General features: G+C 71.5%; 20 protein-coding genes. 14 read left to right on the top strand and 6 right to left on the bottom strand.

Translation table 11 applies throughout. From position 1 onward, the window contains the following. Positions 1-2: 2 nt before the first annotated feature. Complete coding sequence (locus tag ACZ499_RS04735) at positions 3-581, bottom strand: methylated-DNA--[protein]-cysteine S-methyltransferase (RefSeq protein WP_468672296.1); 579 nt, start codon at positions 579-581, stop codon at positions 3-5. Between the two features lie 279 nt (positions 582-860). Here ACZ499_RS04735 and ACZ499_RS04730 point away from each other — a divergent pair, with 279 nt between their 5' ends. The 6 genes from ACZ499_RS04730 (at position 861) to ACZ499_RS04705 (ending at position 8371) form a co-directional block, all read left to right on the top strand. Continuing rightward, the gene (locus ACZ499_RS04730; RefSeq protein ID WP_371652061.1) at positions 861-1721 is read left to right on the top strand and encodes an MHYT domain-containing protein; all 861 of its coding nucleotides are present in this window, start codon (positions 861-863) and stop codon (positions 1719-1721) included. A 72-nt stretch (positions 1722-1793) separates the two neighbouring features. Continuing rightward, positions 1794-3926: an excinuclease ABC subunit UvrB gene (gene uvrB, locus ACZ499_RS04725; protein ID WP_468405147.1), complete on the top strand. Its 2133-nt coding sequence runs from the start codon at positions 1794-1796 to the stop codon at positions 3924-3926. A gap of 118 nt (positions 3927-4044) precedes the next feature. Further along, positions 4045-4623: a TerD family protein gene (locus tag ACZ499_RS04720; protein WP_101387801.1), complete on the top strand. Its 579-nt coding sequence runs from the start codon at positions 4045-4047 to the stop codon at positions 4621-4623. A 122-nt stretch (positions 4624-4745) separates the two neighbouring features. Beyond that, on the top strand, positions 4746-6668 hold the full coding sequence (locus ACZ499_RS04715) for a TerD family protein (protein ID WP_468672293.1): 1923 nt from the start codon (positions 4746-4748) through the stop codon (positions 6666-6668). A gap of 277 nt (positions 6669-6945) precedes the next feature. Then, positions 6946-7926: a TerC family protein gene (locus tag ACZ499_RS04710; RefSeq protein WP_468672290.1), complete on the top strand. Its 981-nt coding sequence runs from the start codon at positions 6946-6948 to the stop codon at positions 7924-7926. A 139-nt stretch (positions 7927-8065) separates the two neighbouring features. Continuing rightward, positions 8066-8371: a hypothetical protein gene (locus ACZ499_RS04705; protein WP_371652055.1), complete on the top strand. Its 306-nt coding sequence runs from the start codon at positions 8066-8068 to the stop codon at positions 8369-8371. A gap of 39 nt (positions 8372-8410) precedes the next feature. On the opposite strand, the gene ACZ499_RS04700 is transcribed toward ACZ499_RS04705, so the two are convergent. The 3 genes from ACZ499_RS04700 to ACZ499_RS04690 form a co-directional block, all read right to left on the bottom strand. Beyond that, complete coding sequence (locus tag ACZ499_RS04700; protein WP_468672288.1) at positions 8411-9688, bottom strand: MFS transporter; 1278 nt, start codon at positions 9686-9688, stop codon at positions 8411-8413. 133 nt (positions 9689-9821) lie between these two features. Further along, positions 9822-10478 carry an MBL fold metallo-hydrolase gene (locus tag ACZ499_RS04695; RefSeq protein ID WP_468405137.1) on the bottom strand — a complete coding sequence of 219 codons (657 nt, stop codon included), beginning with the start codon at positions 10476-10478 and terminating at the stop codon, positions 9822-9824. Positions 10479-10499: 21 nt separating this feature from the next. Beyond that, positions 10500-11186: a maleylpyruvate isomerase family mycothiol-dependent enzyme gene (locus ACZ499_RS04690; protein WP_468672285.1), complete on the bottom strand. Its 687-nt coding sequence runs from the start codon at positions 11184-11186 to the stop codon at positions 10500-10502. A gap of 195 nt (positions 11187-11381) precedes the next feature. On the opposite strand from ACZ499_RS04690, the gene uvrA reads away from it, so the two are divergent. Then, entirely contained in the window at positions 11382-14354 is a 2973-nt protein-coding gene (uvrA, locus tag ACZ499_RS04685) for an excinuclease ABC subunit UvrA (RefSeq protein WP_468672282.1), read from the top strand. 547 nt (positions 14355-14901) lie between these two features. On the opposite strand, the gene ACZ499_RS04680 is transcribed toward uvrA, so the two are convergent. Next, entirely contained in the window at positions 14902-15807 is a 906-nt protein-coding gene (locus ACZ499_RS04680) for a carbohydrate kinase family protein (RefSeq protein WP_468672279.1), read from the bottom strand. A gap of 131 nt (positions 15808-15938) precedes the next feature. On the opposite strand from ACZ499_RS04680, the gene ACZ499_RS04675 reads away from it, so the two are divergent. Beyond that, positions 15939-16367, top strand: coding sequence for a Rieske (2Fe-2S) protein (locus ACZ499_RS04675; RefSeq protein WP_468672277.1), 429 nt, complete (start codon positions 15939-15941; stop codon positions 16365-16367). 36 nt (positions 16368-16403) lie between these two features. Here the strand turns inward: ACZ499_RS04675 and ACZ499_RS04670 are convergent, their stop codons facing one another. After that, complete coding sequence (locus ACZ499_RS04670; protein ID WP_468672276.1) at positions 16404-17327, bottom strand: hypothetical protein; 924 nt, start codon at positions 17325-17327, stop codon at positions 16404-16406. 315 nt (positions 17328-17642) lie between these two features. On the opposite strand from ACZ499_RS04670, the gene ACZ499_RS04665 reads away from it, so the two are divergent. From ACZ499_RS04665 to whiA, 6 genes are all read left to right on the top strand, one after another. Beyond that, positions 17643-18302 (top strand): papain-like cysteine protease family protein, encoded by a 660-nt coding sequence (locus tag ACZ499_RS04665; RefSeq protein WP_468672273.1) that lies wholly within the window; start codon positions 17643-17645, stop codon positions 18300-18302. 5 nt (positions 18303-18307) lie between these two features. Continuing rightward, the gene (locus ACZ499_RS04660) at positions 18308-19129 is read left to right on the top strand and encodes a hypothetical protein (protein WP_468672844.1); all 822 of its coding nucleotides are present in this window, start codon (positions 18308-18310) and stop codon (positions 19127-19129) included. 108 nt (positions 19130-19237) lie between these two features. Further along, positions 19238-21283 (top strand): excinuclease ABC subunit UvrC, encoded by a 2046-nt coding sequence (gene uvrC / locus ACZ499_RS04655; RefSeq protein WP_468672271.1) that lies wholly within the window; start codon positions 19238-19240, stop codon positions 21281-21283. Beyond that, a complete protein-coding gene (rapZ, locus tag ACZ499_RS04650; protein WP_371652042.1) occupies positions 21280-22224 on the top strand; it encodes an RNase adapter RapZ in 945 nt (314 codons plus the stop codon). The genes uvrC and rapZ overlap by 4 nt, the downstream gene beginning before the upstream one ends. Continuing rightward, the gene (locus ACZ499_RS04645) at positions 22221-23243 is read left to right on the top strand and encodes a gluconeogenesis factor YvcK family protein (RefSeq protein WP_468672269.1); all 1023 of its coding nucleotides are present in this window, start codon (positions 22221-22223) and stop codon (positions 23241-23243) included. Before rapZ ends, ACZ499_RS04645 begins: the two co-directional genes overlap by 4 nt. Further along, positions 23234-24223, top strand: coding sequence for a DNA-binding protein WhiA (gene whiA, locus ACZ499_RS04640; protein ID WP_468405120.1), 990 nt, complete (start codon positions 23234-23236; stop codon positions 24221-24223). Before ACZ499_RS04645 ends, whiA begins: the two co-directional genes overlap by 10 nt. Positions 24224-24309 lie beyond the last annotated feature (86 nt).

Below are 24309 nucleotides of genomic sequence, written 5' to 3'. Positions count from 1 at the left end.
ACTCAGAACAGCGGCTGCGGGAGCACCCCTTCCAGAGCGAGCAACTGCCGCTTGGTCTCCAGGCCGCCGCCGAACCCGCCGAGCCCGCCGTCGCTCTCCACCACCCGGTGGCAGGGCACCACGACCGGCAGCGGGTTGGACCCCATCGCGGCGCCCACCGCCTGCGCCGCCCGGGGCTGGCCGACCCGGTCGGCGAGGTCGCCGTACCCCACCACCGTCCCGTACGGAACGGTCGCCTCCAGCTCGCGGAGCACCTGGCGGTTGAAGCCGGAGGACAGCGACCAGTCCAGCGGCAGCTCGAACGCGCGCAGGTCACCCGCGAAGTACGCCTCCAGCTGGCGTATGGGCTCGGCCAGCGGGCCCGTGCCGCCGGGGCCGGCCGGGACCGGCTCGGCCCCCAGCCGGGCCGCCAGGCCGCGCAGCGCCTTGTCCCGGACCGCCTCCCGGGCGTGGAAGACCACGTTCACCAGCCCCTGGTCGGTCGCGGCGAGCAGCAGGGGGCCGATGTCGCTGCCGACGACCGCCCACACCACCCGCTCCGGCCCCCGCGAGGCCCGCTCGAACTGCTCGTCGCTGTTCATGTCGCCACCGTACGACCCGCCACTGACAACGCCCGCCGGGCGGGCTGCGGGCGCCGGTCCGTCCGGTCACCGGAGGTTCGGTCGCCGCCCATCGGACGGGCCCGGCCACGTTCCCCGAACCGCCGGAAACGGACCCCCCGGGTCCGGGGTGTCGACAAATTGGCGTGAAAATGTTTGCCTGTCGCTCGGCGAGCCTTAATGTCGCCCCGAACCAGGGCCTCCGCGACAGCAGTGGGCCTCTTCAGTCGCCAGTCGGTACGGGGTGAAGGGCACACGCATATGCACGGGACGGTCGACGGCTTCACCTACGGCCTCGTCACGCCAGTCGTGGCGTTCCTCATGGCCTGTCTGGGCGGTGCGCTCGGGCTGCGCTGTACGGCCAGGTCACTGCGGGCCGACCGGCCCTTCAGAGCGCTCTGGCTGGCGCTCGGCGCCACCTCCATAGGCTCCGGGATATGGACCATGCACTTCATCGCGATGATGGGATTCACGGTCCGCCAGGAGGTGCTGAGCTACGACCGGCCGATCACGTTCGCCAGCCTGGGCCTGGCCGTCGTCATGGTCGGGATCGGCATCTTCATCGTCGGTTACCGGGGGGCCACACCCCTGGCCCTGGTCACCGGCGGGACCATCACCGGGCTCGGCGTGGCGTCGATGCACTACCTCGGGATGGCCGGAATTCGACTGCACGGCGAGTTCGCGTACAACACCCTCACCGTCAGCCTCTCCGTGGTGATCGCGGTCGTCGCGGCCACCGCCGCCCTCTGGGCGGCCGTCTCCGTCAACGGCTTCCTGGCCAGCCTCGGCGCCAGCGTCGTCATGGGCCTCGCCGTGAGCGGCATGCACTACACGGGGATGGCCGCGCTCAGCGTCCATCTGCATGACGGCGCGGGCACTGCCGCCGGGGACTCCTCCGCCACCGTGCTCGCGCCGATGCTCATCGGCCCGGTCGCCTTCCTGGTGCTCGCGGGCGTCGTCGTGATGTTCGACCCGCTCGTGGTGATGGGCAAGCCCGAGTGGGAGAAGCGGCCGCCCCGCCCGGCGCCCGTCCCCCGCCATCTGCCGTCGTTCCCGGACCGGACCGAGTGGGCCGCCCCGCACCGGCCGGGCGAGGGCTCCTCGTCGCCGCACGACTGGTGACCCGGGGGCCGGACGAGCCCGCGCCCGGGCCGATCGCGCCCGACTGTCAGTGGGGGGTCGTACGGTGGTTCCATGCGGCCCGTTTCCAAGATCGAACGTACGGTGGCGCCTTTCGAGGTCGTCAGCCCCTACCAGCCCAGCGGCGACCAGCCGGCGGCCATCGCCGAGCTGGAGCGGCGCATCCGTGCAGGTGAGAAGGATGTCGTCCTGCTGGGTGCGACCGGCACCGGAAAGTCGGCGACGACTGCCTGGATGATCGAGAAGCTCCAGCGCCCCACGCTCGTCATGGCGCCGAACAAGACGCTGGCGGCCCAGCTGGCGAACGAGTTCCGCGAGCTCCTGCCCAACAACGCCGTCGAGTACTTCGTGTCGTACTACGACTACTACCAGCCCGAGGCGTACGTCCCGCAGTCGGACACGTACATCGAGAAGGACTCCTCGATCAACGAGGAGGTCGAGCGGCTGCGCCACTCGGCGACGAACTCGCTGCTGACCCGCCGCGACGTGATCGTCGTGGCCTCCGTCTCGTGCATCTACGGCCTGGGCACGCCGCAGGAGTACGTCGACCGGATGGTGCCGCTGAAGGTCGGCGAGGAGATCGACCGCGACCAGCTGCTGCGCCGCTTCGTCGACATCCAGTACACGCGCAACGACGTGGCCTTCTCGCGCGGCACGTTCCGGGTCCGCGGCGACACCATCGAGATCTTCCCGGTCTACGAGGAGCTGGCCGTCCGGATCGAGATGTTCGGCGACGAGATCGAGGCGCTGTCCACGCTCCACCCGCTCACCGGCGAGATCATCAGTGAGGACCGGGAGCTCTACGTCTTCCCCGCCAGCCACTATGTGGCCGGCCCGGAGCGCATGGAGAAGGCGGTCACCGGCATCGAGCAGGAGCTGGAGCAGCGCCTGGCCGAGCTGGACAAGCAGGGCAAGCTCCTGGAGGCCCAGCGGCTGCGGATGCGCACCACGTACGACATCGAGATGCTGCGCCAGATCGGCAGCTGCTCGGGCGTCGAGAACTACTCGATGCACTTCGACGGCCGCGAGCCCGGCACCGCGCCCAACACGCTGCTCGACTACTTCCCGGACGACTTCCTGCTCGTCCTCGACGAGTCGCACGTGACCGTCCCCCAGATCGGCGCGATGTACGAGGGGGACGCCTCCCGCAAGCGCACGCTGGTCGACCACGGCTTCCGGCTGCCCTCCGCGATGGACAACCGGCCGCTGAAGTGGGAGGAGTTCCTGGGCCGCGTCGACCAGACCGTCTACCTCTCGGCGACGCCCGGCAAGTACGAGCTGTCGCGCGGCGACGGCTTCGTGGAGCAGATCATCCGCCCCACCGGCCTGGTCGACCCGGAGGTCGTCGTCAAGCCCACCGAGGGGCAGATCGACGACCTGGTGCACGAGATCCGCAAGCGCACCGAGAAGGACGAGCGCGTCCTGGTCACCACCCTCACCAAGAAGATGGCCGAGGACCTGACCGACTACTTCCTGGAGATGGGCATCCAGGTGCGCTACCTGCACAGCGACGTCGACACCCTGCGCCGGGTCGAGCTGCTGCGGGAGCTGCGGGCGGGCGAATTCGACGTGCTGGTCGGCATCAACCTGCTCCGCGAGGGCCTGGACCTGCCCGAGGTGTCGCTGGTCGCGATCCTCGATGCCGACAAGGAGGGCTTCCTCCGCTCGGGCACCTCGCTGATCCAGACCATCGGCCGCGCGGCGCGCAACGTCTCCGGCCAGGTCCATATGTACGCCGACAAGATCACCCCGGCGATGGAGAAGGCGATCGAGGAGACCAACCGCCGCCGGGAGAAGCAGGTCGCGTACAACAAGGAGCGCGGGATCGACCCGCAGCCGCTGCGGAAGAAGATCAACGACATCGTCGCGACCATCGCGCGCGAGGAGGTCGACACCGAGCAGCTGCTCGGCTCCGGCTACCGCAAGGCGAAGGACGGCAAGGGCGCCAAGGCGCCGGTCCCCGCGCTCGGTGCCAAGGCGGCGAAGTCGAAGGCGAAGGCGGGCAAGGGCGGCGAGGTCCTCACCGACCGCCCGGCCGCCGAACTCGCCGAGCAGATCGAGGAGATGACCGACCGGATGCGGGCCGCCGCCGCCGAGCTGCAGTTCGAGATCGCCGCCAGGTTGCGCGACGAAGTCGGGGAGCTGAAGAAGGAGTTGCGGCAGATGAGGGAGGCGGGTCAGGCCTGACGGTCCGCCACCCGCTGTGTTGCAAGACCGACACAAATCCGCCCTGCACGGTGGCGCACATCGCGCCACTGCGTAGGGTCGGGCCGAGAACGTAAGAAATGCGGAGAGGGGACAGCGCGTGACGGTCAATCTGACCAAGGGCCAGGCCATCAGCCTGGAGAAGCAGGGTGGCGGCACCCTGACCGCGGTGCGGATGGGGCTCGGTTGGCAGGCGGCGCCGCGCCGCGGCCTGTTCGGCTCGCGCACCCGGGAGATCGACCTGGACGCCTCGGCGGTGCTCTTCGCCGACAAGCAGCCCGTGGACGTGGTGTTCTTCCGCCACCTCGTCAGTGACGACGGCTCGGTCCGGCACACCGGAGACAACCTGGTGGGCGGCGCGGGCCAGGGTGGCGACGACGAGTCGATCCTCGTCGACCTCCAGCGCGTCCCGGTCCACATCGACCAGATCGTCTTCACGGTGAACTCGTTCACCGGCCAGACGTTCCAGGAAGTGCAGAACGCGTTCTGCCGCATCGTCGACGAGACCAACGGCCAGGAGCTGGCGCGCTACACGCTGGACGGCGGCGGTCAGTACACGGCGCAGATCATGGCCAAGGTGCACCGCGCGGGCGCGGGCTGGCAGATGACCGCCATCGGCAACCCGTCCAACGGCCGTACTTTCCAGGACCTGATGCCGGCGATCCTGCCGCACCTGTAGACGCGGCCGTACGCAGGCACCACCGGCCATCACGGCCGTAACCGCAGCTCCCGGAGGCAAGGCCGCCGGGAGCTGCCCCGCACCACCGTGCGCCACCGGCAACTCGACGAGGGGACAGAGCGATGACGGCCGAGCTGGTACGGGGACAGAACCACCCCCTGCCCCGGACCCGACTGGAGATCCGGGTGTCGGCCGGCACACCGATCGTCGCCGGCGCCACCCTGGGAGACGAGAGCGGCACGGTGCGCGGGACGGAGTGGGTGGCCCACCCCGGCACGCCCACGCTGCCGGGCCTGGAGGTCTCCCGGCAGGCCGCCGCCGACCACCGCCTCGCCGTGGATCTGGAGGCGCTGCCGCAGGACGTGCACCGGGTGAGCGTCCTGCTCGCGCTGCCGCCCGGGGCGGCGGGCCCGAGCCGGTTCGCCGCCGTCGCCGCGCCCTTCGTGGCGGTCACCGGCCTCGACGGCACCGAGGTCGCCAGCTACACGATCACCGGCCTGGACGCGGAGTCGGCGGTCGTCGCCCTGGAGCTCTATCTGCGGGGCGGCGCCTGGAAGGTCCGCGCGATCGGCCAGGGCTACGCGGGCGGCCTCGCCGACATGCTGGTCGACCAGGGCCTGCCGCAGGCCCGTGAGCTGGCCGCCGTCATCCTGGACGCGGTCGCCCTGGGCGCCTCCCGCTCGGTCGCGGCGCCCCCGCCCCGTACGTCCGACGAGGCGCGGGTACGGGCCGGCGCGCCCGGCACCGGTGGGAGCGACGCCGGTCCTGCGGGCGCCGCACCCCCGCCCGATGCCGCCCAGCAGCCCCTGACGGACAGCGGGCCCATCGACTACGCGCACCCGCGCCGCACGACCACCGCGCCCCCGCCGCCCCCTCCCACCGCGCCGCCCGTCGCCCCCGGCGAGCCGCCGTCCCCCGTGGCGGGCGACGCCAACGGCTGGTCCATGGACGAGCGGCTCTACAACCAGGTGTGGGGCATGTTCGAGGACCTGGCCCGCACCACCGCCTCGTACCGCAGCGCCGTCGACTTCGCGGACTCGCGGATGGAGCAGGAGCTCGACCGGGCCCTCGCGGATCCGCGCAGCCGGATCGGCTCCGCCGGCGACCAGGCCCGCGAGGAGGCCTCGGCCCGGCGCGAGCAGCTGGTCGACCGCGCGCGCGAGGCCTTCGACTGGGACCTCGCGCAGCTGACCGCCGAGTCCGAGGTCGTCGAGCCCGCCCTGCCGCCCGCCTACGCCCGCTGGGACAACCCCGTCTGGCACGCCTACCGGGTGCCGATGGAGATCCCGATGGCCCTGCGTGTCGGCGACCTGCGGCTGCCAGAGCGGCCGGAGCTGCGGATTCCGATGCTGGTGCGGCTGCCGCTGGAGCGCGGGCTGTGGATCGACTCCGGGCGCTCGGCCTCCGAGGCCGCCGCCTTCATGGACGCCGAGCAGGTCAAGCGGCTCGCTGTGGAGACCGCGGTGGCGCTGGCGGCCCGGCTGCTCGCGGTGTACCCGGCGCACGAGTTCGCCGTGCACGTCGTGGACCCGGCGGGGGCGGCGGCCGGGGCCTTCGCGCCCCTGACGCGGTCGGGGGCGCTCGGTCAGCCGCCCGCGGCCGGTGCCGGGGGAGTGGCCGACGTGCTCGCCCGGCTCACCCAGCGCGTCGACCTGCTCCAGATGGCCGCGCGGGGCGGCGCCGGGGCGGACGCGCTGCCGCTCGGCATGGACACCGCCGAGCAGCTCCTGATCGTCAACGACTTCCCGCACGGTTTCGACGACCGCGCGGTCAACCAGCTGCGCTATCTCGCGGACGAGGGCCCGTCGGTCGGGGTCCATCTGCTGATGGTCGCGGACCGTGAGGACGCCAGTGCGTACGGGCCGGTGCTGCAGCCGCTGTGGCGCTCGCTGCTGCGGCTCACACCGGTCCCGGACGGCCACCTGGCCGATCCGTGGGTGGGGCACGCATGGACGTACGAGCCGCCGCTGGTCCCGCCCGGCAGCGCGATCCTGGGGCAGGTGCTCGGCCAGGTCGCGGACGCGCGGCGCAACTGGCCGCGCTGACCGCCGCCCGGGCGCGCGCGATCCGGCGCGCGCCCGTCCCGTACTCCCTCACCCATTGACGGTCTTGGTTCTTCTTTACCCTTCCCTTTACCTTCTCTTGGTGATTGGGGTAGGGTTCTTGGTGCGGAGGGGAGTACTCCCGACTGCGGCGTTCCCGTCAATACGGACCGAAGTGACCGGTTCCGGGGCGTCGGCCCAGGGCACGTGATGTGCCCGGGTGGAGGAGACCTCCGGCAGCGACGACGCTGATCTGTAGCGGTACGAAGCCGGAGGCACTGTGGACGTTTCCCTGACCCTTTGGGTGCTGACCATTCTCGGTCTGTGCGCCCTGATCGCGGCCGACTTCTTCATCGGGCGCAAGCCCCATGACGTGTCGGTCAAGGAAGCCGGAATCTGGACGGTCGTCTGGATCGTGCTCGCCGCGCTCTTCGGCGTCGGCCTGCTGGTGTTCGGCGACAGCAAGGCGTCCGGCGAGTTCTTCGCGGGCTTCATCACCGAGAAGTCCCTCTCCGTCGACAACCTCTTCGTCTTCATCCTGATCATGGCGAAGTTCTCGGTACCGACCCACCTCCAGCAACGCGTGCTGCTCTTCGGTGTGCTGATAGCCCTGGTGCTGCGGGCGATATTCATCGCGGCCGGCGCCGCCATCATCGCCAGCTTCTCCTGGGTCTTCTACCTCTTCGGCGCCTTCCTGATCTACACCGCCTGGAAGCTCATCCAGGAGGCGCGCTCCGACGACGAGGAAGAGGAGTTCGAGGAGAACCGCCTCCTCAAGTCCATCGAGAAGCGGTTCGGCGTCGCCGACCGGTACCACGGCACGAAGCTCTTCATCCAGGAGCACGGCAAGAAGGTCATGACGCCGCTGCTCGTCGTCATGCTGGCCATCGGCATGACCGACGTGCTGTTCGCGATGGACTCGATCCCCGCGATCTTCGGCCTGACCCAGGACCCGTACATCGTCTTCACCGCCAACGCCTTCGCGCTGATGGGCCTGCGCCAGCTGTACTTCCTCATCGGCGGACTGCTCAAGAAGCTGGTCCACCTCAGCTACGGCCTCTCGGTGATCCTCGGCTTCATCGGAGTGAAGCTGGTGCTGCACGCCCTGCACGAGAACGGGGTGAACGTCCCCGAGATCTCCATCCCCGTCTCGCTCGCCGTCATCTGCGGCGTGCTGGTCGTCACCACGATCACCAGCCTGATGGCCGCCAAGGAGCAGACGGCGGACGAGGAGTCCGAGAAGAAGAGCGTCGGGGTCTGACCCCCGGGGGCGCGCGGGGCAACCGCACCGGCGCGCGCACCGGCCGGCCGGGCGCGGAGTTGCCGTGCCGGTCGGCCGGTGCTTGCTTGGACGGGGAGAGCCCCCGGTCCGCGGGGGCGTCGCGGACCAGGAGGACCCCATGAAGTTCGCGCAGATCATCGACTTCGAGACCGAGCGTGCGGACGAGATGCGCGAGCTCATCCGCCAGTACGAGGAGAGGGCCCGGGCGGAGGGCCGCAAGCTCGGCCCCTCGCACCGCACCCTGCTGCGCGACCGGGCCAATCCGAACCGCTATCTGGCGGTGGTGGAGTTCGACTCGTACGAGGACGCGATGGCCAACAGCGACGCTCCGGAGACGACCGAGCTGGCCAAGCAGCTCGCGGCCCTGTCGACGCGGCCGCCCGCCTTCACGGACTGCGACGTGGCGGAGTCGGAGTCCCTGTAGCGCCCGGCGCCCGCCGGATCCGGCGGGCGCCCCAGGCGGTCAGGCGGGTGCCGCCTCCGGTGCCGCCTCCGCCGGGTCGAGCACCGGCCGGGTCTCCGGCAGGAGAGCGAAACAGCCGAGGCTCAGCAGCGCGACCCCGGTCAGATAGGCCGCCACGCCCCACGGCGGCCCCTCGCCCCGTGCGAGCGCGGTCGCCACGACCGGGGTCAGCGCGCCGCCCAGCACCCCGCCCAGGTTGTAGCCAAGGGCCGCGCCCGTGCAGCGCACCCGGGGCTCGTAGAGCTCCGGCAGATAGGCCGCGATCACCGCGAACATGGTGATGAACGCGATCAGCGCGCCCAGGATCCCGGCGAACATGAGCAGCGGTTCGCCGGTCTGGAGCAGCGCGACCGTCGGGAACATCCACAGCGCGCAGGCCGTGCACCCCGCCAGACAGAGCGGCCGCCGCCCGTACCGGTCGGCGAGCAGGGCCGAGACCGGGGTCAGCGCGCCCTTGACGGCGACGGCGGCCATGACGCAGACGAGCATGACCGTACGGCTCACGCCGAGGCGCTCGGTGGCGTACGCCAGGGCCCAGGTGGTCACCGCGTAGAAGACGGCGTACCCGACCGACAGCGCCCCCGCCGTCAGCAGCACCAGCCGCCAGTGGTCGCGGAGCACCTCCGCGAGCGGCAGCCGGGCGCGTTCGCCGATCTCCTGGAACTGCGGGGTCTCGGTGAGGGAGGAGCGCAGCAGCAGCCCGCCCGCCGCGAGCAGCCCCGCCCCCCAGAACGGGATCCGCCACCCCCACGCCCGGAACTCGGCGTCCGTCAGCCCCGCCGAGAGCGTCAGCATCACGCCGTTGGCCAGCAGGAACCCCAGGGACGGGCCCATCTGCGGAAAGGACGACCACAGGACCCGGCGCCGCGCGGGTGCGTGCTCCACGGTGAGCAGCACGGCCCCGCCCCACTCGCCGCCCAGCCCGAGCCCCTGAAGGAAGCGCAGCACGAGCAGCAGGACGGGGGCGGCGGCTCCGATCGTCGCGTACGAGGGCACACAGCCGATGGCGACCGTGGCAAAACCGGTCAGGAGCAGCGAGAGGAACAGCACCGGGCGCCGTCCGTACCGGTCACCGATATGACCGAAGACGACAGAACCGAGCGGGCGAGCGATGAACCCGATCCCGAAAGTGCCGAAAGCGGCCAGGGTTCCGGCGAGCGGGGAGAACGTCGGGAAGAAGAGCGGGCCCAGGACGAGCGCGGCGGCCGTCCCGTACACAAAGAAGTCGTAGAACTCGACCGCCGTCCCGGCGAGCGAGGCGGCGGCGAGCCGCGTCATCGACGGTGGTGCGTGTGTGGGGGGAGAGGTGGAGGAGAAGCGCATGCCGCGCCAACTACCCATGCTTACGGGCGGTTATGGGGGGCGTGCGGAAGCACGCCCGCGCCGCGAACGAGCGCTCGGCCCGATGGGGCTACCAGCCGCGTGCGTGCCACTCCGGCAGCTTGGGGCGCTCGTCGCCGAGCGTGGTGTCGTTGCCGTGGCCCGGGTACACCCAGGTCTCGTCCGGCAGGACCGCGAAGAGCTTGGTCTCCACGTCGTGGATGAGGCTGGCGAAGGCCTGCGGGTCCTTGTGGGTGTTGCCGACCCCGCCCGGGAACAGGCAGTCGCCGGTGAACAGGTGCGGGTGGCCGTGCGGGTCGTCGTAGAACAGCGCGATCGAGCCCGGGGTGTGGCCGACCAGGCGGCGGGCGGTCAGCTCGACCCGGCCGACGCGGATCGTGTCCCCGTCTTCGACGGGGACGTCGGTCGGCACGGGGATGCCCTCGGCGTCGTAGCGGCCCGCGTAGGTCGTCGCGCCGGTGGCGGCGACGACGTCGGCGAGTGCCTGCCAGTGGTCGCCGTGTCGGTGGGTGGTGACGACGGACTTGATGCCGTCGTCACCGATCAGCGTCAGGAGGGTGGAGGGCTCGGCCGCCGCGTCGATCAGCAGCTGCTCGCCGGTGGCCCGGCAGCGCAGCAGATACGCGTTGTTGTCCATCGGGCCGACCGCGACCTTGGAGATCATCAGATCCCCGAGCTCGTGGACATCCGCCGGACCGCCGACCTTCACCGCTCCGCTGTACGTCATGGGCTCAGCGTAACGCCGGGCCTACAGGGGCGGCAGGGCGGGCAGCGGGCCGCCCGAGGCCTCCAGGGCGGCGCCGTCCCTGCGGCCCGCGAGCCAGCCCAGCAGGTCCCATGCGGGGCCGCCGACGGTCACCGGGGCGCCCTCCGTGCCGCCGGTGCGCAGGGTGTGGCCGTTGTTGCCGGTGAGGGTGACCGGCGGGACCGAGGCGTTCCCCGAGAAGCGGTCGGCCAGGAACTGGATCTCACGCCGGACGAACTCGTCCGGCAGGTCCTCCAGCTCATAGCCGACGCCCAGGTCGACGTGGTGCAGCTCGACCTCGATCAGCCGCCTGAAGGGGATGCGGGCGGCCTGGTCGAGGACGCTGTTGCGGAGCTCGACCGTACGGGCCCAGTCGGCGGGCCGGGCGCCCTCCTCCTGGAAGCGGGCCGCGCTCTCGCGCAGGTCGGCGAGGTGGGCGTCGAGCGGACGCGCCGCGTCGCGCGCGATGTCGGCGTCCCGGGCCTCGGCGCTCTCGTACATGGGGCGGCCTGCGAGCACGTTGACGAGCGCGTCCGCGTTGCGGGCGACATGGGCGAGCACGTGCCCGCGGCTCCAGCCCGGCAGCCGTGACGGCCCGGCGACTGCCGCGTTGTCCAGTTCGGCGGCTGCGGTGAGCAGCCGGTCGGTGGCTTCCCGTACAGATACCAGGTCGTGCGCATGATCAATCATGGCGCCGACGATAGTCCCGCCACTCATTCGGGTGAAGCCGCTTGGACGAGTCCGTAAATCGAATGCGCGTGCTATAGGCTCGTCAGTGGCATCAGGCATCCTTGGCTGTAAAACGATCCATCGCCCTGGCGGCCCCCCATAGTCTGAGACGGGGGCTCCGCCCCCTGCTTCTCTTCAAGAAAGGTGCGGACCGGCGTGGCCGACCGTCTCATCGTCCGTGGCGCGCGCGAGCACAATCTCAAGAACGTCTCGCTCGACCTCCCGCGCGACTCCCTCATCGTCTTCACCGGGCTCTCGGGGTCGGGCAAGTCGTCCCTCGCGTTCGACACGATCTTCGCCGAGGGGCAGCGCCGCTACGTCGAGTCGCTCTCCTCGTACGCCCGCCAGTTCCTCGGCCAGATGGACAAGCCGGACGTCGACTTCATCGAAGGTCTGTCGCCCGCGGTCTCCATCGACCAGAAGTCGACCTCGCGCAACCCGCGTTCGACGGTCGGCACCATCACCGAGGTCTACGACTACCTGCGTCTGCTCTTCGCGCGCATCGGCAAGCCGCACTGCCCCGAGTGCCGTCGGCCGATCACCCGCCAGTCGCCGCAGGCCATCGTCGACAAGGTGCTCGAACTGCCGGAGGGCAGCCGCTTCCAGGTGCTCTCGCCGCTGGTGCGCGAGCGCAAGGGCGAGTTCGTCGACCTCTTCGCCGACCTCCAGACCAAGGGCTACAGCCGCGCGCGCGTGGACGGCGAGACGATCCAGCTCTCCGAGCCGCCCAAGCTCAAGAAGCAGGAGAAGCACACCATCGAGGTGGTCATCGACCGCCTCACCGTGAAGGACTCCGCCAAGCGCCGCCTCACCGACTCGGTGGAGACCGCGCTCGGGCTGGCCGGCGGCATGGTGGTGCTCGACTTCGTCGACCTGGCCGCCGACGACCCCGAGCGCGAGCGGATGTACTCGGAGCACCTGTACTGCCCGTACGACGACCTGTCCTTCGAGGAGCTGGAGCCGCGCTCCTTCTCCTTCAACTCGCCCTTCGGCGCCTGCCCCGACTGCACGGGCATCGGCACGCGCATGGAGGTCGACCCCGAGCTGATCATCCCGGACGAGGAGAAGTCCCTCGACGAGGGTGCGGTCTCCCCCTGGTCGCTCGGCCACACCAAGGACTACTTCGCCCGCCTGGTCGGCGCGCTCGCCGAAGAGCTCGGCTTCCGTACGGACATCCCCTGGGCGGGGCTGCCGCAGCGCGCCAAGAAGGCGCTGCTGTACGGCCACAAGACGCAGATCGAAGTGCGCTACCGGAACCGGTACGGACGGGAGCGCGCGTACACGACCTCCTTCGAGGGCGCCGTGCCGTTCGTCAAGCGGCGCCACTCGGAGGCGGAGTCCGACGGGGCGCGCGAGCGCTTCGAGGGCTATATGCGCGAGGTCCACTGCCCGACCTGTGAGGGCTCGCGACTGAAGCCGCTGGTCCTCGCGGTCACCGTGATGGACCGCTCCATCGCCGAGGTCTCCGCGATGTCGATCAGCGACTGCGCCGACTTCCTGGGCGAGCTCAAGCTCAACGCGCGCGACAAGAAGATCGCCGAGCGGGTCCTGAAGGAGGTCAACGAGCGGCTGCGCTTCCTCGTCGACGTCGGCCTCGACTACCTCTCGCTCAACCGCGCCGCCGGGACGCTGTCGGGTGGCGAGGCCCAGCGCATCCGCCTCGCCACCCAGATCGGCTCGGGTCTGGTCGGCGTGCTGTACGTGCTGGACGAGCCGTCCATCGGTCTGCACCAGCGGGACAACCACCGGCTGATCGAGACGCTGGTCCGCCTGCGCGACATGGGCAACACGCTCATCGTCGTCGAGCACGACGAGGACACCATCAAGGTGGCCGACTGGGTCGTCGACATCGGCCCGGGCGCCGGTGAGCACGGCGGAAAGGTCGTCCACAGCGGCCCGTTGAAGCAGCTCCTCGCCAACAAGGAGTCGATGACGGGGCAGTACCTGTCGGGCAAGAAGTCCATCCCGCTGCCGGACGTACGGCGCCCTGCGGATCCGTCGCGCCAGCTCACCGTGCACGGCGCCAAGGAGAACAACCTCCGGGACATCGCCGTCTCGTTCCCGCTGGGTGTGCTGACCGCGGTCACCGGTGTCTCCGGCTCCGGAAAGTCGACCCTGGTCAACGACATCCTCTACACGCACCTGGCGCGCGAGCTGAACGGCGCGCGGGCGGTCCCCGGGCGGCACACGCGCGTGGAGGGCGACGACCTGGTCGACAAGGTCGTCCACGTCGACCAGTCGCCGATCGGCCGTACGCCGCGGTCGAACCCGGCGACCTACACGGGCGTCTTCGACAACGTGCGCAAGCTGTTCGCCGAGACGATGGAGGCGAAGGTGCGGGGTTACCTCCCGGGCCGGTTCTCCTTCAACGTCAAGGGCGGCCGCTGCGAGAACTGCTCGGGCGACGGCACGATCAAGATCGAGATGAACTTCCTGCCGGACGTGTACGTGCCGTGCGAGGTCTGCCACGGGGCGCGCTACAACCGGGAGACGCTGGAGGTCCACTACAAGGGCAAGTCCATCGCCGAGGTCCTCGACATGCCGATCGAGGAGGCGCTGGACTTCTTCGAGGCGGTGCCGACGATCGCCCGTCACCTGCGGACGCTGAACGAGGTGGGGCTTGGCTACGTCCGGCTCGGCCAGTCGGCCCCGACGCTGTCGGGCGGCGAGGCGCAGCGCGTGAAGCTGGCGTCGGAGCTGCAGAAGCGGTCTACGGGGCGGACGGTGTACGTCCTGGACGAGCCGACCACCGGCCTCCACTTCGAGGACATCTCGAAGCTGATCAAGGTCTTGTCGGGACTCGTCGACAAGGGGAACTCGGTGATCGTCATCGAGCACAACCTCGACGTCATCAAGACGGCGGACTGGGTCGTGGACATGGGCCCCGAGGGCGGCAGCGGCGGTGGCCTGGTGATCGCCGAGGGGACGCCGGAGCAGGTCGCGTCGGTGGCCGCGAGCCACACGGGGAAGTTCCTGCGCGACATTCTGGGTGCGGACCGGATCAGCGACGCGGAGCCGACTCCTGTGCGGAGGGCGGCGAAGCGGGCGCCGGCGAAGAAGGCGGTGGCGAAGAAGGCGGTGGCCAAGGCCCCGGCCAAGAAGACGGCGTCCCGGGCCCGGAAGGCCTGAGCCACTCGGTCCCGGGGGTTTCGGCCCCCGGGGCCCCGGTTGTCCGGCTGCGGGCCGGTGGCCGTGCGCGGGGCTTCGCCCCGGTCCCGGGGGTTTGCCCACCCGCCCGCCCGTTGCTGGGGTCGGGAGAGCTCGGCTCCTGGGGGCTTCGCCCCCAGACCCCGTGTTTGTCTGCGGGCTCGGTGGGGGCTGGTCGCGCAGTTCCCCGCGCCCCTGAAGGCAGAACGGGCCCTGGCCACACTTCAGCTCCTCCGGCGTGCGAGGAACTGGGCCCGGCCACATTCAGGCCCTCCGGCGCTTGAGGAGCGGGGCAGGGGCCGCAGGCCCCGCCCCTTCAGGGGCGCGGGGCTGTGACATGTGAGGCTCCGCCGCGTGGGCGCGACCAGCCAGAGGCAGCCCGCAGACGAAAGAGGTCCGGGGCGAAGCCCCGAAGCGGGGGCGGGGCCGCGAGCTCCGTGAGGGGGTGCGGGGGCGGAGCCCCCTCCGACGGGATCCGGGAGCGTAGCCCCCGGGCAACCACCTCGCGCCCCACCCACCCGCGGAGGGTTTAGGGAACGGGCGGGGTGGGGGTGCTCAGGGACCCGGCGTGTGGCGGCTGTGCGCCCCGCTGCCCGCACGTCAGGGCCGCGGCGTGGGCCGCGTACGCGAGCGCGGCGGACCACGCGGACGCGGACAGGGGACCCCGCCCTGCCACCGCGTGCAGCAGCGCCGCGTTCACCGTGTCCCCCGCCCCGATCGTGTCGACCACCTCGATCCGCTCGCCAGGGACGGAGACCTCGTCGCCGGACCGGGTCCACACGGTCATCCCCGCCGCGCCCCGCGTCAGCACCACCGCCTCCGGCCCAGCCGCCAGCCACTCCTCCACCCCGCCGCCCAGCCATGCCGCGTCCTCCTCGGACAGCTTCAGGAGGGACACGTACGGCAGCCAGGAGCGGAAGCGGGCCCGGTAGGCGTGCGCGTCCGGGACCAGGCCGGGGCGGATGTTCGGGTCGAGCAGGGTGAACACGCCCCGCCCCGACTCCCGCCGCAGCAACGCCTCGTACGCGCTGGCCCCGGGCTCCAGGACCAGCGAGCACGTGCCGAGCGCCAGCGCCCGTACACCGGAGGGGAGTTCGGGCGGCAGCTCGAAGAGGCGGTCCGCGGTGCCGGACGCGTAGAAGCCGTATCCGGCGGCCCCGTCCGCCCCGACCGTCGCCACCGCCAGCGTCGTCGGCTCGGGGCCGCGCTGGACCAGGGAGGTGTCGACACCGGCGGCGCGCAGGCCGTCGAGCAGGGCCTCGCCGAAGCCGTCCGTCGACACGCGGGAGCAGAACGCGGTCTCGGCGCCGAGGCGCCCGAGGGCCACCGCCGTGTTGTACGGGCCGCCCCCCAGCCGGGGCGACAGGGGGCCCAGCCGGTCGCCGGGGCGCTCGGGGACGAGGTCGATGAGGGCTTCTCCGGCGACGACGATCACGCGGCCGAACGTACACCCATCCGGACCGGTCCCGTCCAGCCCCGGCCCCGCCACTACCCACCCCTCCGCCCCACAGCTCCCGCCGGTATCGTCGGATACGTCACCAACCCCCCATGACCTGTGGAGACCCCATGTCCGGCCAGCCCGCCGCCCGTCGTACCGTGCTGAAAGGCGCGGCCCTCGCCGGGGCCGCCGGGCTGGGAGCGGCCGCCTGCTCCACCGACTCCAAGCTCGGTCACGCCGAGACGCCGACCCCGACCGCGCCGGTCGCCCTGGGCGCGCCCGAGGAGATCCCGGTCGGCGGGGCCAAGCTCTACCGCGAGCAGCGCGTGATGGTGTCCTGCCCGGCCAAGGGCGAGTACAAGGCGTTCAGCGCCCAGTGCACCCACGCCGGCTGCGTCCTCGACAAGATCGAGGACGGGCACGGGAACTGCCCGTGCCACGGCAGCCGCTTCAACGTGATGACCGGCCAGCCGGTCCACGGCCCGGCGACCGTCCCGCTGCCCTCCGTCCCGGTGAAGGTCAAGGACGGCAAGCTCGTCGCGGGTCCGGACGCCTAGCCGTACCGCCTACGTACTACGTACGTAGGCGGACCGTTACGCCCAGTCCCAGTCGATCCCCAGGATTCCCGGCCGTGCCCCCTGCTCGACCAGATGCACCGTCCGGTGCTGGCCGCTCAGGGTCAGGTCGCCGCGGGGTGAGCGGGTCGAGCCGGCCGACGTCTGGGCGAAGCGGCGGCACCGGACCGGCAGGGCGTGCTGGTCGAAGCGGACCTGGAGCACGTACTGCCCGCCCGCGAAGTTGAAGCCGCGTATGTACTCGCTGCTCACGCCCGCCGTGCCGTCCTCGAAGCCGTAGCCGAAGAGGTACGTCTCACCGGCCCGCAGCCGGGCGTCGAAGAGCAGCTCGGCCACCAGGACGCCGGTCTCGGCGTCCCAGCGCACCCGGCCGGTGCGGCAGTTCTCTGCGGCGCGCACCCGGATCCGGGACGGGTCGCAGCCCGGGTCGCCGTGGTGGATGGCCAGGTAGCGGTCGACGCCGTCGCGGTGGGCCCGCACCACCTGCTGGGAGTCGCGGCCGAGCAGCTCCCGGTGCGCCCCGATGCTCACCCGCTCATGGTGGCCGACGGTGTGCAGCCCCCCGTCCACCGGTGACTCCAGGCCCGATATCAGCCGCTCGACGACGCCGGAGGCCTCCACCAGGGAGCGGTAGGAGCGGCCCGCCGGGCGTTCCGCCTCGCGCGCGTCGCCGTCGTCGAGCAGCCGCAGCAGCGACCGCTCCGGCAGCCCGAGGACCTCCTCCAGGGCGCGCACCGCCCGCAGCGACTCTGCGCGCTGCGGGCGCCGGGCGCCCTGCTGCCAGTAACTCAGGCTGGTCACGCCGACCTTGACGCCGCGCCCGGCGAGATGGTGCTGCACGCGTTGGAGCGGAAGTCCGCGGACGGCGAGCGCGGCGCGCAGCGCCAGGTGGAACGGGCCGGTGTGCAGCACCTGTGCCAGATCGGCATCGGTGTGGAGCATGGGGGACTCCCTCGGGACTGCTCGGATCTCGGTGGGGGTGGCCGTACAGGGCGGCCTGGTTCAACTGCGCTGCTGGTCCGGGGGGTCGGACCGCGCAGTGAACGTTCACGGCGGGGGGTGGTCAAGAGTCGCCGCGGGACCCGGGTGGCCTGGTTGGCCTGGAAGGCCTGTTCACGTGGCGGCCACTCCGTTCACACCCGCGTCTCACCCCGCATTGAAGCGCGTTGACCAGCCCACGACAACGTTCGATGCTCACCGAAAGCGTCCGGACGCGCTCCTCCAATCCCCACACCCCCCCGCTTCGGGAGGAACGCGATGCACAACCGCAAGAGACGGCTCTCGGCCCTCGCCCTCGTGGTGACGGCCCTGCTCGTCGCCCCCACGGCGAGCGCCGTCGCATCCCCGCACGAGCACGGCACCACCACAGCCGCCGCCACCACGACCGCCGCCACCGACACCCGTACCGCCGCCGACTCGCCGTCCGCCACGGCAGCCACGTCGAAGCGGCTCAACATCACCATGCAGGCCCAGCAGATGAGCAACTGGTGCTGGGCCGCCAGCGGAAACACCATCGCCACCTGGTTCGGGCGCAACTACAGCCAGAACCAGTTCTGCAACGCCGCCTTCGGGCGTCAGCAGGGCTACGACTGCCCCAACTGGCAGGCGGACCTGGGCAATGTGCAGAACGCCCTGGGCTGGGCCGGGATCAACTCCGGCTCGTACGTCACCGGCTGGCTGCGCTACTCGACCGTACAGACCGAGATCAACGCCAACCGGCCCATGGAGAGCCGGATCCAGTGGTCCAGCGGCGGCGGTCACATGCATGTGATCTACGGGTACGACACCGCGAACAGCTGGGTCTACTGGGGAGACCCGTGGCCCTCCAGCAACCGCTACAACTGGGCCTCGCACGACTGGTACGTCGACAACGACTCGTTCTCCTGGACCCACTCGCTCTACCGGATCGGGGCGTGACGACGATGACCCAGCGACGTCTGTCCTCCGTCGCCGCCGTCGCGGCGCTGCTCACCGGCCTCGCCGGTCTCTGCGCCCCGTACGCGGCGGCCGCCGGCAACCCCACCCCAACGGCCGACTCCAAGGCGGCCGCCCACCGGGCGGCCGCGGCCCCCGCCACCCTCGACACGCTCTCCCGCTTCTTCGCCCGGGACGGCAAGGTGTCCCTGACCGCCGCCGCCCCGCGCATCCAGGGCGACGCGGTGCCCGTCTACACGCTCTCCCCGGAGTTCGTCGCCGGGCGGGCGGGCGCTCCCGTCGCGAAGCTGGAGTACCTCGCCTCCACGGCCGTCTCCTCGGACGGCCAGAAGGCCTCCCTGTGGTCCGTTCCGCAGGGCACCACCTGGAAGGTGGTGAACATAGCCACCGGTGACGACGAGTCCCGCTACGCCGCGGCGGGCGCGAGCAGGCTGCCGGGCGGCACCGTCTTCCAGGAGCCGCAGATCAACGCCTGGTACGTCCAGAAGGGCGCCACCGTGCTCCCCCTGGACGAGGACGCGGTGCGCGCGGTCGGCGCCAGGGGCACCACCCTGGCCGCCTACCGGCAGCGCGTCCAGCGGGCCTACGGCGACAAGCTGCCCGGCTCCGCGTACGCGAAGTCCGGCAAGGCCGGGGGGTACGGGCAGAGCCCTGAGGAGGTCCGGGCCCAGGCCGCGTCAGCCGGCCACGGCGGTGGGACGGGCACGGCCGGGGTCGCCTCGGTGACGGCCGGTGCGGGTACGCTCGCGGCGGCCGGCCTCGGCGCGGTGGCTCTGCGCCGCCGCAGGCGCGGGGCGAACCGGGCGTAGGCAATTCCCCTGACTGTGTGACCGGCCGCGGATCGTGCGTGGCCGGTCGCGCGGTTCCCCGCGCCCCGTGAAACCGCGTTGTCGGTCCCCGCCAGTAGGGTGGTGGACATGGCAGACCCCTCCACCTACCGCCCCAAGCCGGGACAGATCCCCGACTCGCCGGGGGTCTACAAGTTCCGGGACGAACACCGCCGGGTGATCTACGTCGGCAAGGCCAAGTCCCTGCGCCAGCGGCTCGCGAACTACTTCCAGCCGCTCACGAGCCTGCACCCGCGCACGGCGACGATGGTCACCACGGCCGCGTCCGTGGAGTGGACGGTCGTCTCCACCGAGGTCGAGGCGCTCCAGCTCGAATATTCGTGGATCAAGGAGTTCGACCCCCGCTTCAACGTCAAGTACCGCGACGACAAGAGCTATCCGTACCTGGCGGTCACCCTCAACGAGGAGTTCCCGAGGGTCCAGGTGATGCGCGGCGCCAAGAAGAAGGGCGTGCGCTACTTCGGTCCGTACGGACACGCGTGGGCGATCCGCGAGACCGTGGACCTGATGCTCCGCGTCTTTCCCGTACGGACGTGCTCCGCCGGGGTGTTCAAGCGCTCCGCCCAGATCGGCCGGCCCTGTCTGCTCGGCTACATCGGCAAGTGCGCGGCCCCCTGCGTCGGCCGGGTGACGCCCGAGGAGCACCGCGGACTGGCCGACGACTTCTGCGACTTCATGGCCGGGCGCACCGGCACGTACATCCGCCGCCTGGAGAAGGAGATGACGGCGGCGGCCGAGGAGATGGAGTACGAGCGGGCCGCGCGGCTGCGCGACGACATAGGGGCACTGCGCCGGGCCCTGGAGAAGAACGCGGTGGTCTTCACCGACGCCACCGACGCGGACCTGATCGCGGTCGCCGAGGACGAGCTGGAGGCGGCCGTCCAGATCTTCCACGTCCGCGGCGGGCGTGTGCGGGGCCAGCGCGGCTGGGTCACCGACAAGGTCGAGGCCGTCGACACGGCGGGCCTGGTCGAGCACGCCCTCCAGCAGCTGTACGGGGAGGAGACCGGCGACTCCGTACCGAAGGAGGTGCTGGTCCCGGCGCTGCCCGAGGACACCGAGTCGGTCGGCGCCTGGCTGGCCGGGCGGCGTGGGTCGCAGGTGTCGCTGCGGATCCCGCAGCGCGGCGACAAGAAGGACCTGATGGCGACGGTCGCGCGCAACGCGCAGCAGGCGCTCGCGCTGCACAAGACCAAACGCGCCTCCGACCTGACCACCCGCTCCCGGGCCCTGGAGGAGATCGCTCAGGCCCTTGAGCTGGACAGCGCCCCGCTGCGGATCGAGTGCTTCGACATCTCGCACCTCCAGGGCGAGGACGTGGTGGCGTCCATGGTCGTCTTCGAGGACGGCCTGGCCAGGAAGAGCGAGTACCGGCGCTTCCAGATCAAGGGCTTCGAGGGCCAGGACGACGTCCGGTCCATGCACGAGGTGATCACCCGCCGCTTCAAGCGCTATCTGGCCGAGAGCGCCCGGCTGGGGGAGTGGGCGGACGGCGAGGAGGGCGAGGGCGCCGAGGAGGGCCCGGCCCCCTCCGGCGAGGTCCCGGCGCCCGGCGAGGCCTCCGTGGAGGCAGGCCCCCGCACCGAGGACGGGCGGCCCAAGCGGTTCGCCTACCCGCCGCAGCTCGTGGTGGTCGACGGCGGGCAGCCGCAGGTGGCGGCCGCCAAGCGGGCCCTGGACGAGCTCGGGATAGATGACGTGGCGGTCTGCGGTCTCGCCAAGCGACTGGAGGAGGTCTGGCTGCCGGACGACGACGACCCGGTCGTCCTGCCCCGCTCCAGCGAGGGGCTGTATCTGCTTCAGCGCGTGCGTGACGAGGCTCACCGGTTCGCCATCACCTATCAGCGGGTCAAGCGGACGAAGAGGTTCAAGGCGAGCCCCCTGGACGAGGTGCCGGGCCTGGGCGAGTCCCGCAAACAGGCTCTGGTCAAGCATTTCGGCTCGGTGAAGCGGCTCCGGTCGGCGACAATCGAGGAGATCTGCGAAGTTCCCGGGATAGGCCGCAAGACGGCCGAGACCGTGGCGGCGGCCCTGGCGCGGACAGCCCCGGCCGCACCCGCCGTGAACACGGCGACAGGAGAGATCATTGAAGACGACGGGGGAACCGCGAAATGACTGAGCACGACCGAACAGAAGCAGAAGCTGGAGCCGAACACGTGAGTACGGGCACGACGAACGACGCCGCCGCAGAGGCGGCCATCCCCGAGCTGGTGATCATCTCCGGGATGTCAGGCGCCGGACGCAGCACCGCCGCCAAGTGCCTGGAGGACCTCGGCTGGTTCGTCGTCGACAACCTGCCTCCCGCGCTGATCCCCACCATGGTGGAGCTCGGCGCCCGGTCCCAGGGCAATGTGGCCCGCATCGCCGTCGTCGTCGACGTGCGCGGCCGCCGTTTCTTCGACAACCTCCGTGAGTCGCTGGCCGACCTGGACTCCAAGCAGGTCACCCGGCGGATCGTCTTCCTGGAGTCGTCCGACGACGCGCTGGTGCGCCGCTTCGAGTCGGTCCGCCGCCCGCACCCGCTCCAGGGCGACGGCCGGATCGTCGACGGCATCGCCGCCGAGCGCGATCTGCTGCGCGAGCTGCGCGGCGATGCCGACCTGGTGATCGACACCTCCAGCCTCAACGTCCACGAGCTGCGCGCCAAGATGGACGCCCAGTTCGCCGGGGACGAGGAGCCGGAGCTGCGCGCCACGGTGATGTCGTTCGGCTACAAGTACGGCCTGCCGGTCGACGCCGACCTGGTGGTGGACTGCCGCTTCCTGCCGAACCCGCACTGGGTGCCGGAGCTGCGCCCGTTCACGGGTCTGAACGAGGAGGTGTCGGGCTACGTCTTCAACCAGCCGGGCGCCAAGGAGTTCCTCAACCAGTACAGCGAGCTGCTCCAGCTGATCGCGACCGGCTACCGCCGCGAGGGCAAGCGGTACGTGACGGTCGCCGTGGGCTGCACCGGCGGCAAGCACCGCTCCGTCGCGATGTCCGAGAAGCTGGCCGCCCGCCTCGCCTCCGAGGGGATCGAGACCGTCGTCGTACACCGGGACATGGGGCGCGAGTGAAGGTGTACCGACGGCGCACGAGCGGACCGGTGCTGCGCACCGGCCGCAAGCGTGGTGCCCAGCCCAAGGTCGTCGCCCTCGGCGGCGGAATGGGTCTTTCTGCGTCGCTCGCGGCGCTGCGCCGGATCACCGGCGACCTGACGGCCGTCGTCACCGTGGCCGACGACGGCGGTTCCAGCGGCCGGCTCCGGGAGGAGCTGGGCGTACTGCCGCCGGGCGATCTGCGCAAGGCGCTGGCGGCGCTCTGCGGCGACGACGACTGGGGCCAGACCTGGGCCCGGGTCATCCAGCACCGCTTCCAGTCCCAGGGCGAGCTGCACGAGCACGCGGTCGGCAATCTGCTGATCGTGGCCCTGTGGGAGCAGCTGGGCGACCACGTCCAGGCGCTCGACCTGGTCGGCAGGCTCCTCGGGGCGCACGGCAGGGTGCTGCCGATGTCCGCCGTCCCGCTGGAGCTGGAGGCGCTGGTCAAGGGCCACGACCCGGCCCGCCCCACCGACGTGGACACGGTCCGCGGCCAGGCCACGGTGGCGCTCACCCCGGGCGAGGTGCAGTCCGTCAACCTGGTCCCGCACGACCCGCCGGCGGTCCCGGAGGCGGTGGAGGCCGTCCTGGACGCCGACTGGGTGGTGCTCGGCCCGGGGTCCTGGTTCTCCTCGGTCATCCCGCACCTGCTGGTGCCCGAGCTGCTCGACGCGCTCACGGTCACCAAGGCCCGCAAGGTGCTCTCGTTGAACCTGGCGCCCCAGCCCGGCGAAACCGATGGCTTCTCTCCGCAGCGTCATTTGGAGGTTTTGGGACGACACGCCCCTAAACTCGCCCTGGACGTGGTGCTGGCCGACGAGGCCGCCGTGCCCGACCGCGAGTCCCTCGCCGACGCCGCCAAGCAGCTCGGTGCCGTGGTCGAGCTGGCGGCGGTCGCCGCGCCCGACGGGTCCCCGAAGCACGACCGGGAGCTGTTGGCCGCCGCGTACGACCGTATTTTTCGGATGCATGGAAGGATCGGCCCATGGCGATGACGGCAGCGGTGAAGGATGAGATCTCCCGGCTCCCCGTCACCCGGACCTGCTGCAGAAAGGCGGAGGTCTCGTCGATCCTGCGGTTCGCGGGCGGCCTCCACCTGGTCAGCGGCCGCATCGTGATCGAGGCGGAGCTGGACACCGCGATGGCGGCGCGCCGGCTCAAGCGGGACATCCTGGAGATCTTCGGCCACAGCTCCGAGCTGATCGTGATGGCTCCGGGCGGGCTGCGCCGCGGTTCGCGCTTCGTCGTACGGGTGGTGGCGGGCGGCGACCAGCTGGCGCGCCAGACCGGCCTCGTGGACGGCCGGGGCCGCCCCATCCGGGGCCTCCCGCCCCAGGTGGTCTCGGGGGCCACCTGTGACGCCGAGGCGGCCTGGCGCGGGGCCTTCCTCGCCCACGGCTCGCTCACCGAGCCGGGCCGCTCCTCCTCGCTGGAGGTGACCTGCCCGGGTCCGGAGGCGGCGCTCGCGCTGGTCGGCGCGGCCCGCAGGCTGCAGATCCCGGCCAAGGCCCGTGAGGTGAGGGGCGTGGACCGGGTGGTCGTGCGGGACGGGGACGCGATCGGTGCCCTGCTCACCCGGCTCGGCGCGCACGATTCGGTGCTGGCCTGGGAGGAGCGGCGGATGCGCCGCGAGGTGCGCGCCACGGCCAACCGCCTGGCCAACTTCGACGACGCCAATCTGCGCCGCTCGGCGCGGGCCGCCGTCGCCGCCGGGGCCCGCGTCCAGCGCGCCCTGGAGATCCTCGCCGACGAGGTGCCCGAGCACCTGGCGGCCGCCGGGCGGCTGCGCATGGAGCACAAGCAGGCCTCCCTGGAGGAGCTGGGCGCGCTCGCCGACCCGCCGCTGACCAAGGACGCGGTGGCGGGCCGGATCCGCCGGCTGCTCGCGATGGCGGACAAGCGGGCCCAGGACCTGGGCATCCCCGGCACCGAGTCCAATCTGACCGAGGATATGGCGGACGGCCTGGTCGGCTGATCGGGGGACCGCTCCCTCCGCTTCGCGCCGGTGCCCTTCTCGTACCGCTGTCAGCTCTATGGTTCAACTTGTCGTGACCGGCGCCC

It is taken from the genome of Streptomyces sp. NPDC031265 (assembly GCF_055570295.1).
This window is presented reverse-complemented; position numbering and strand designations above follow the sequence as displayed.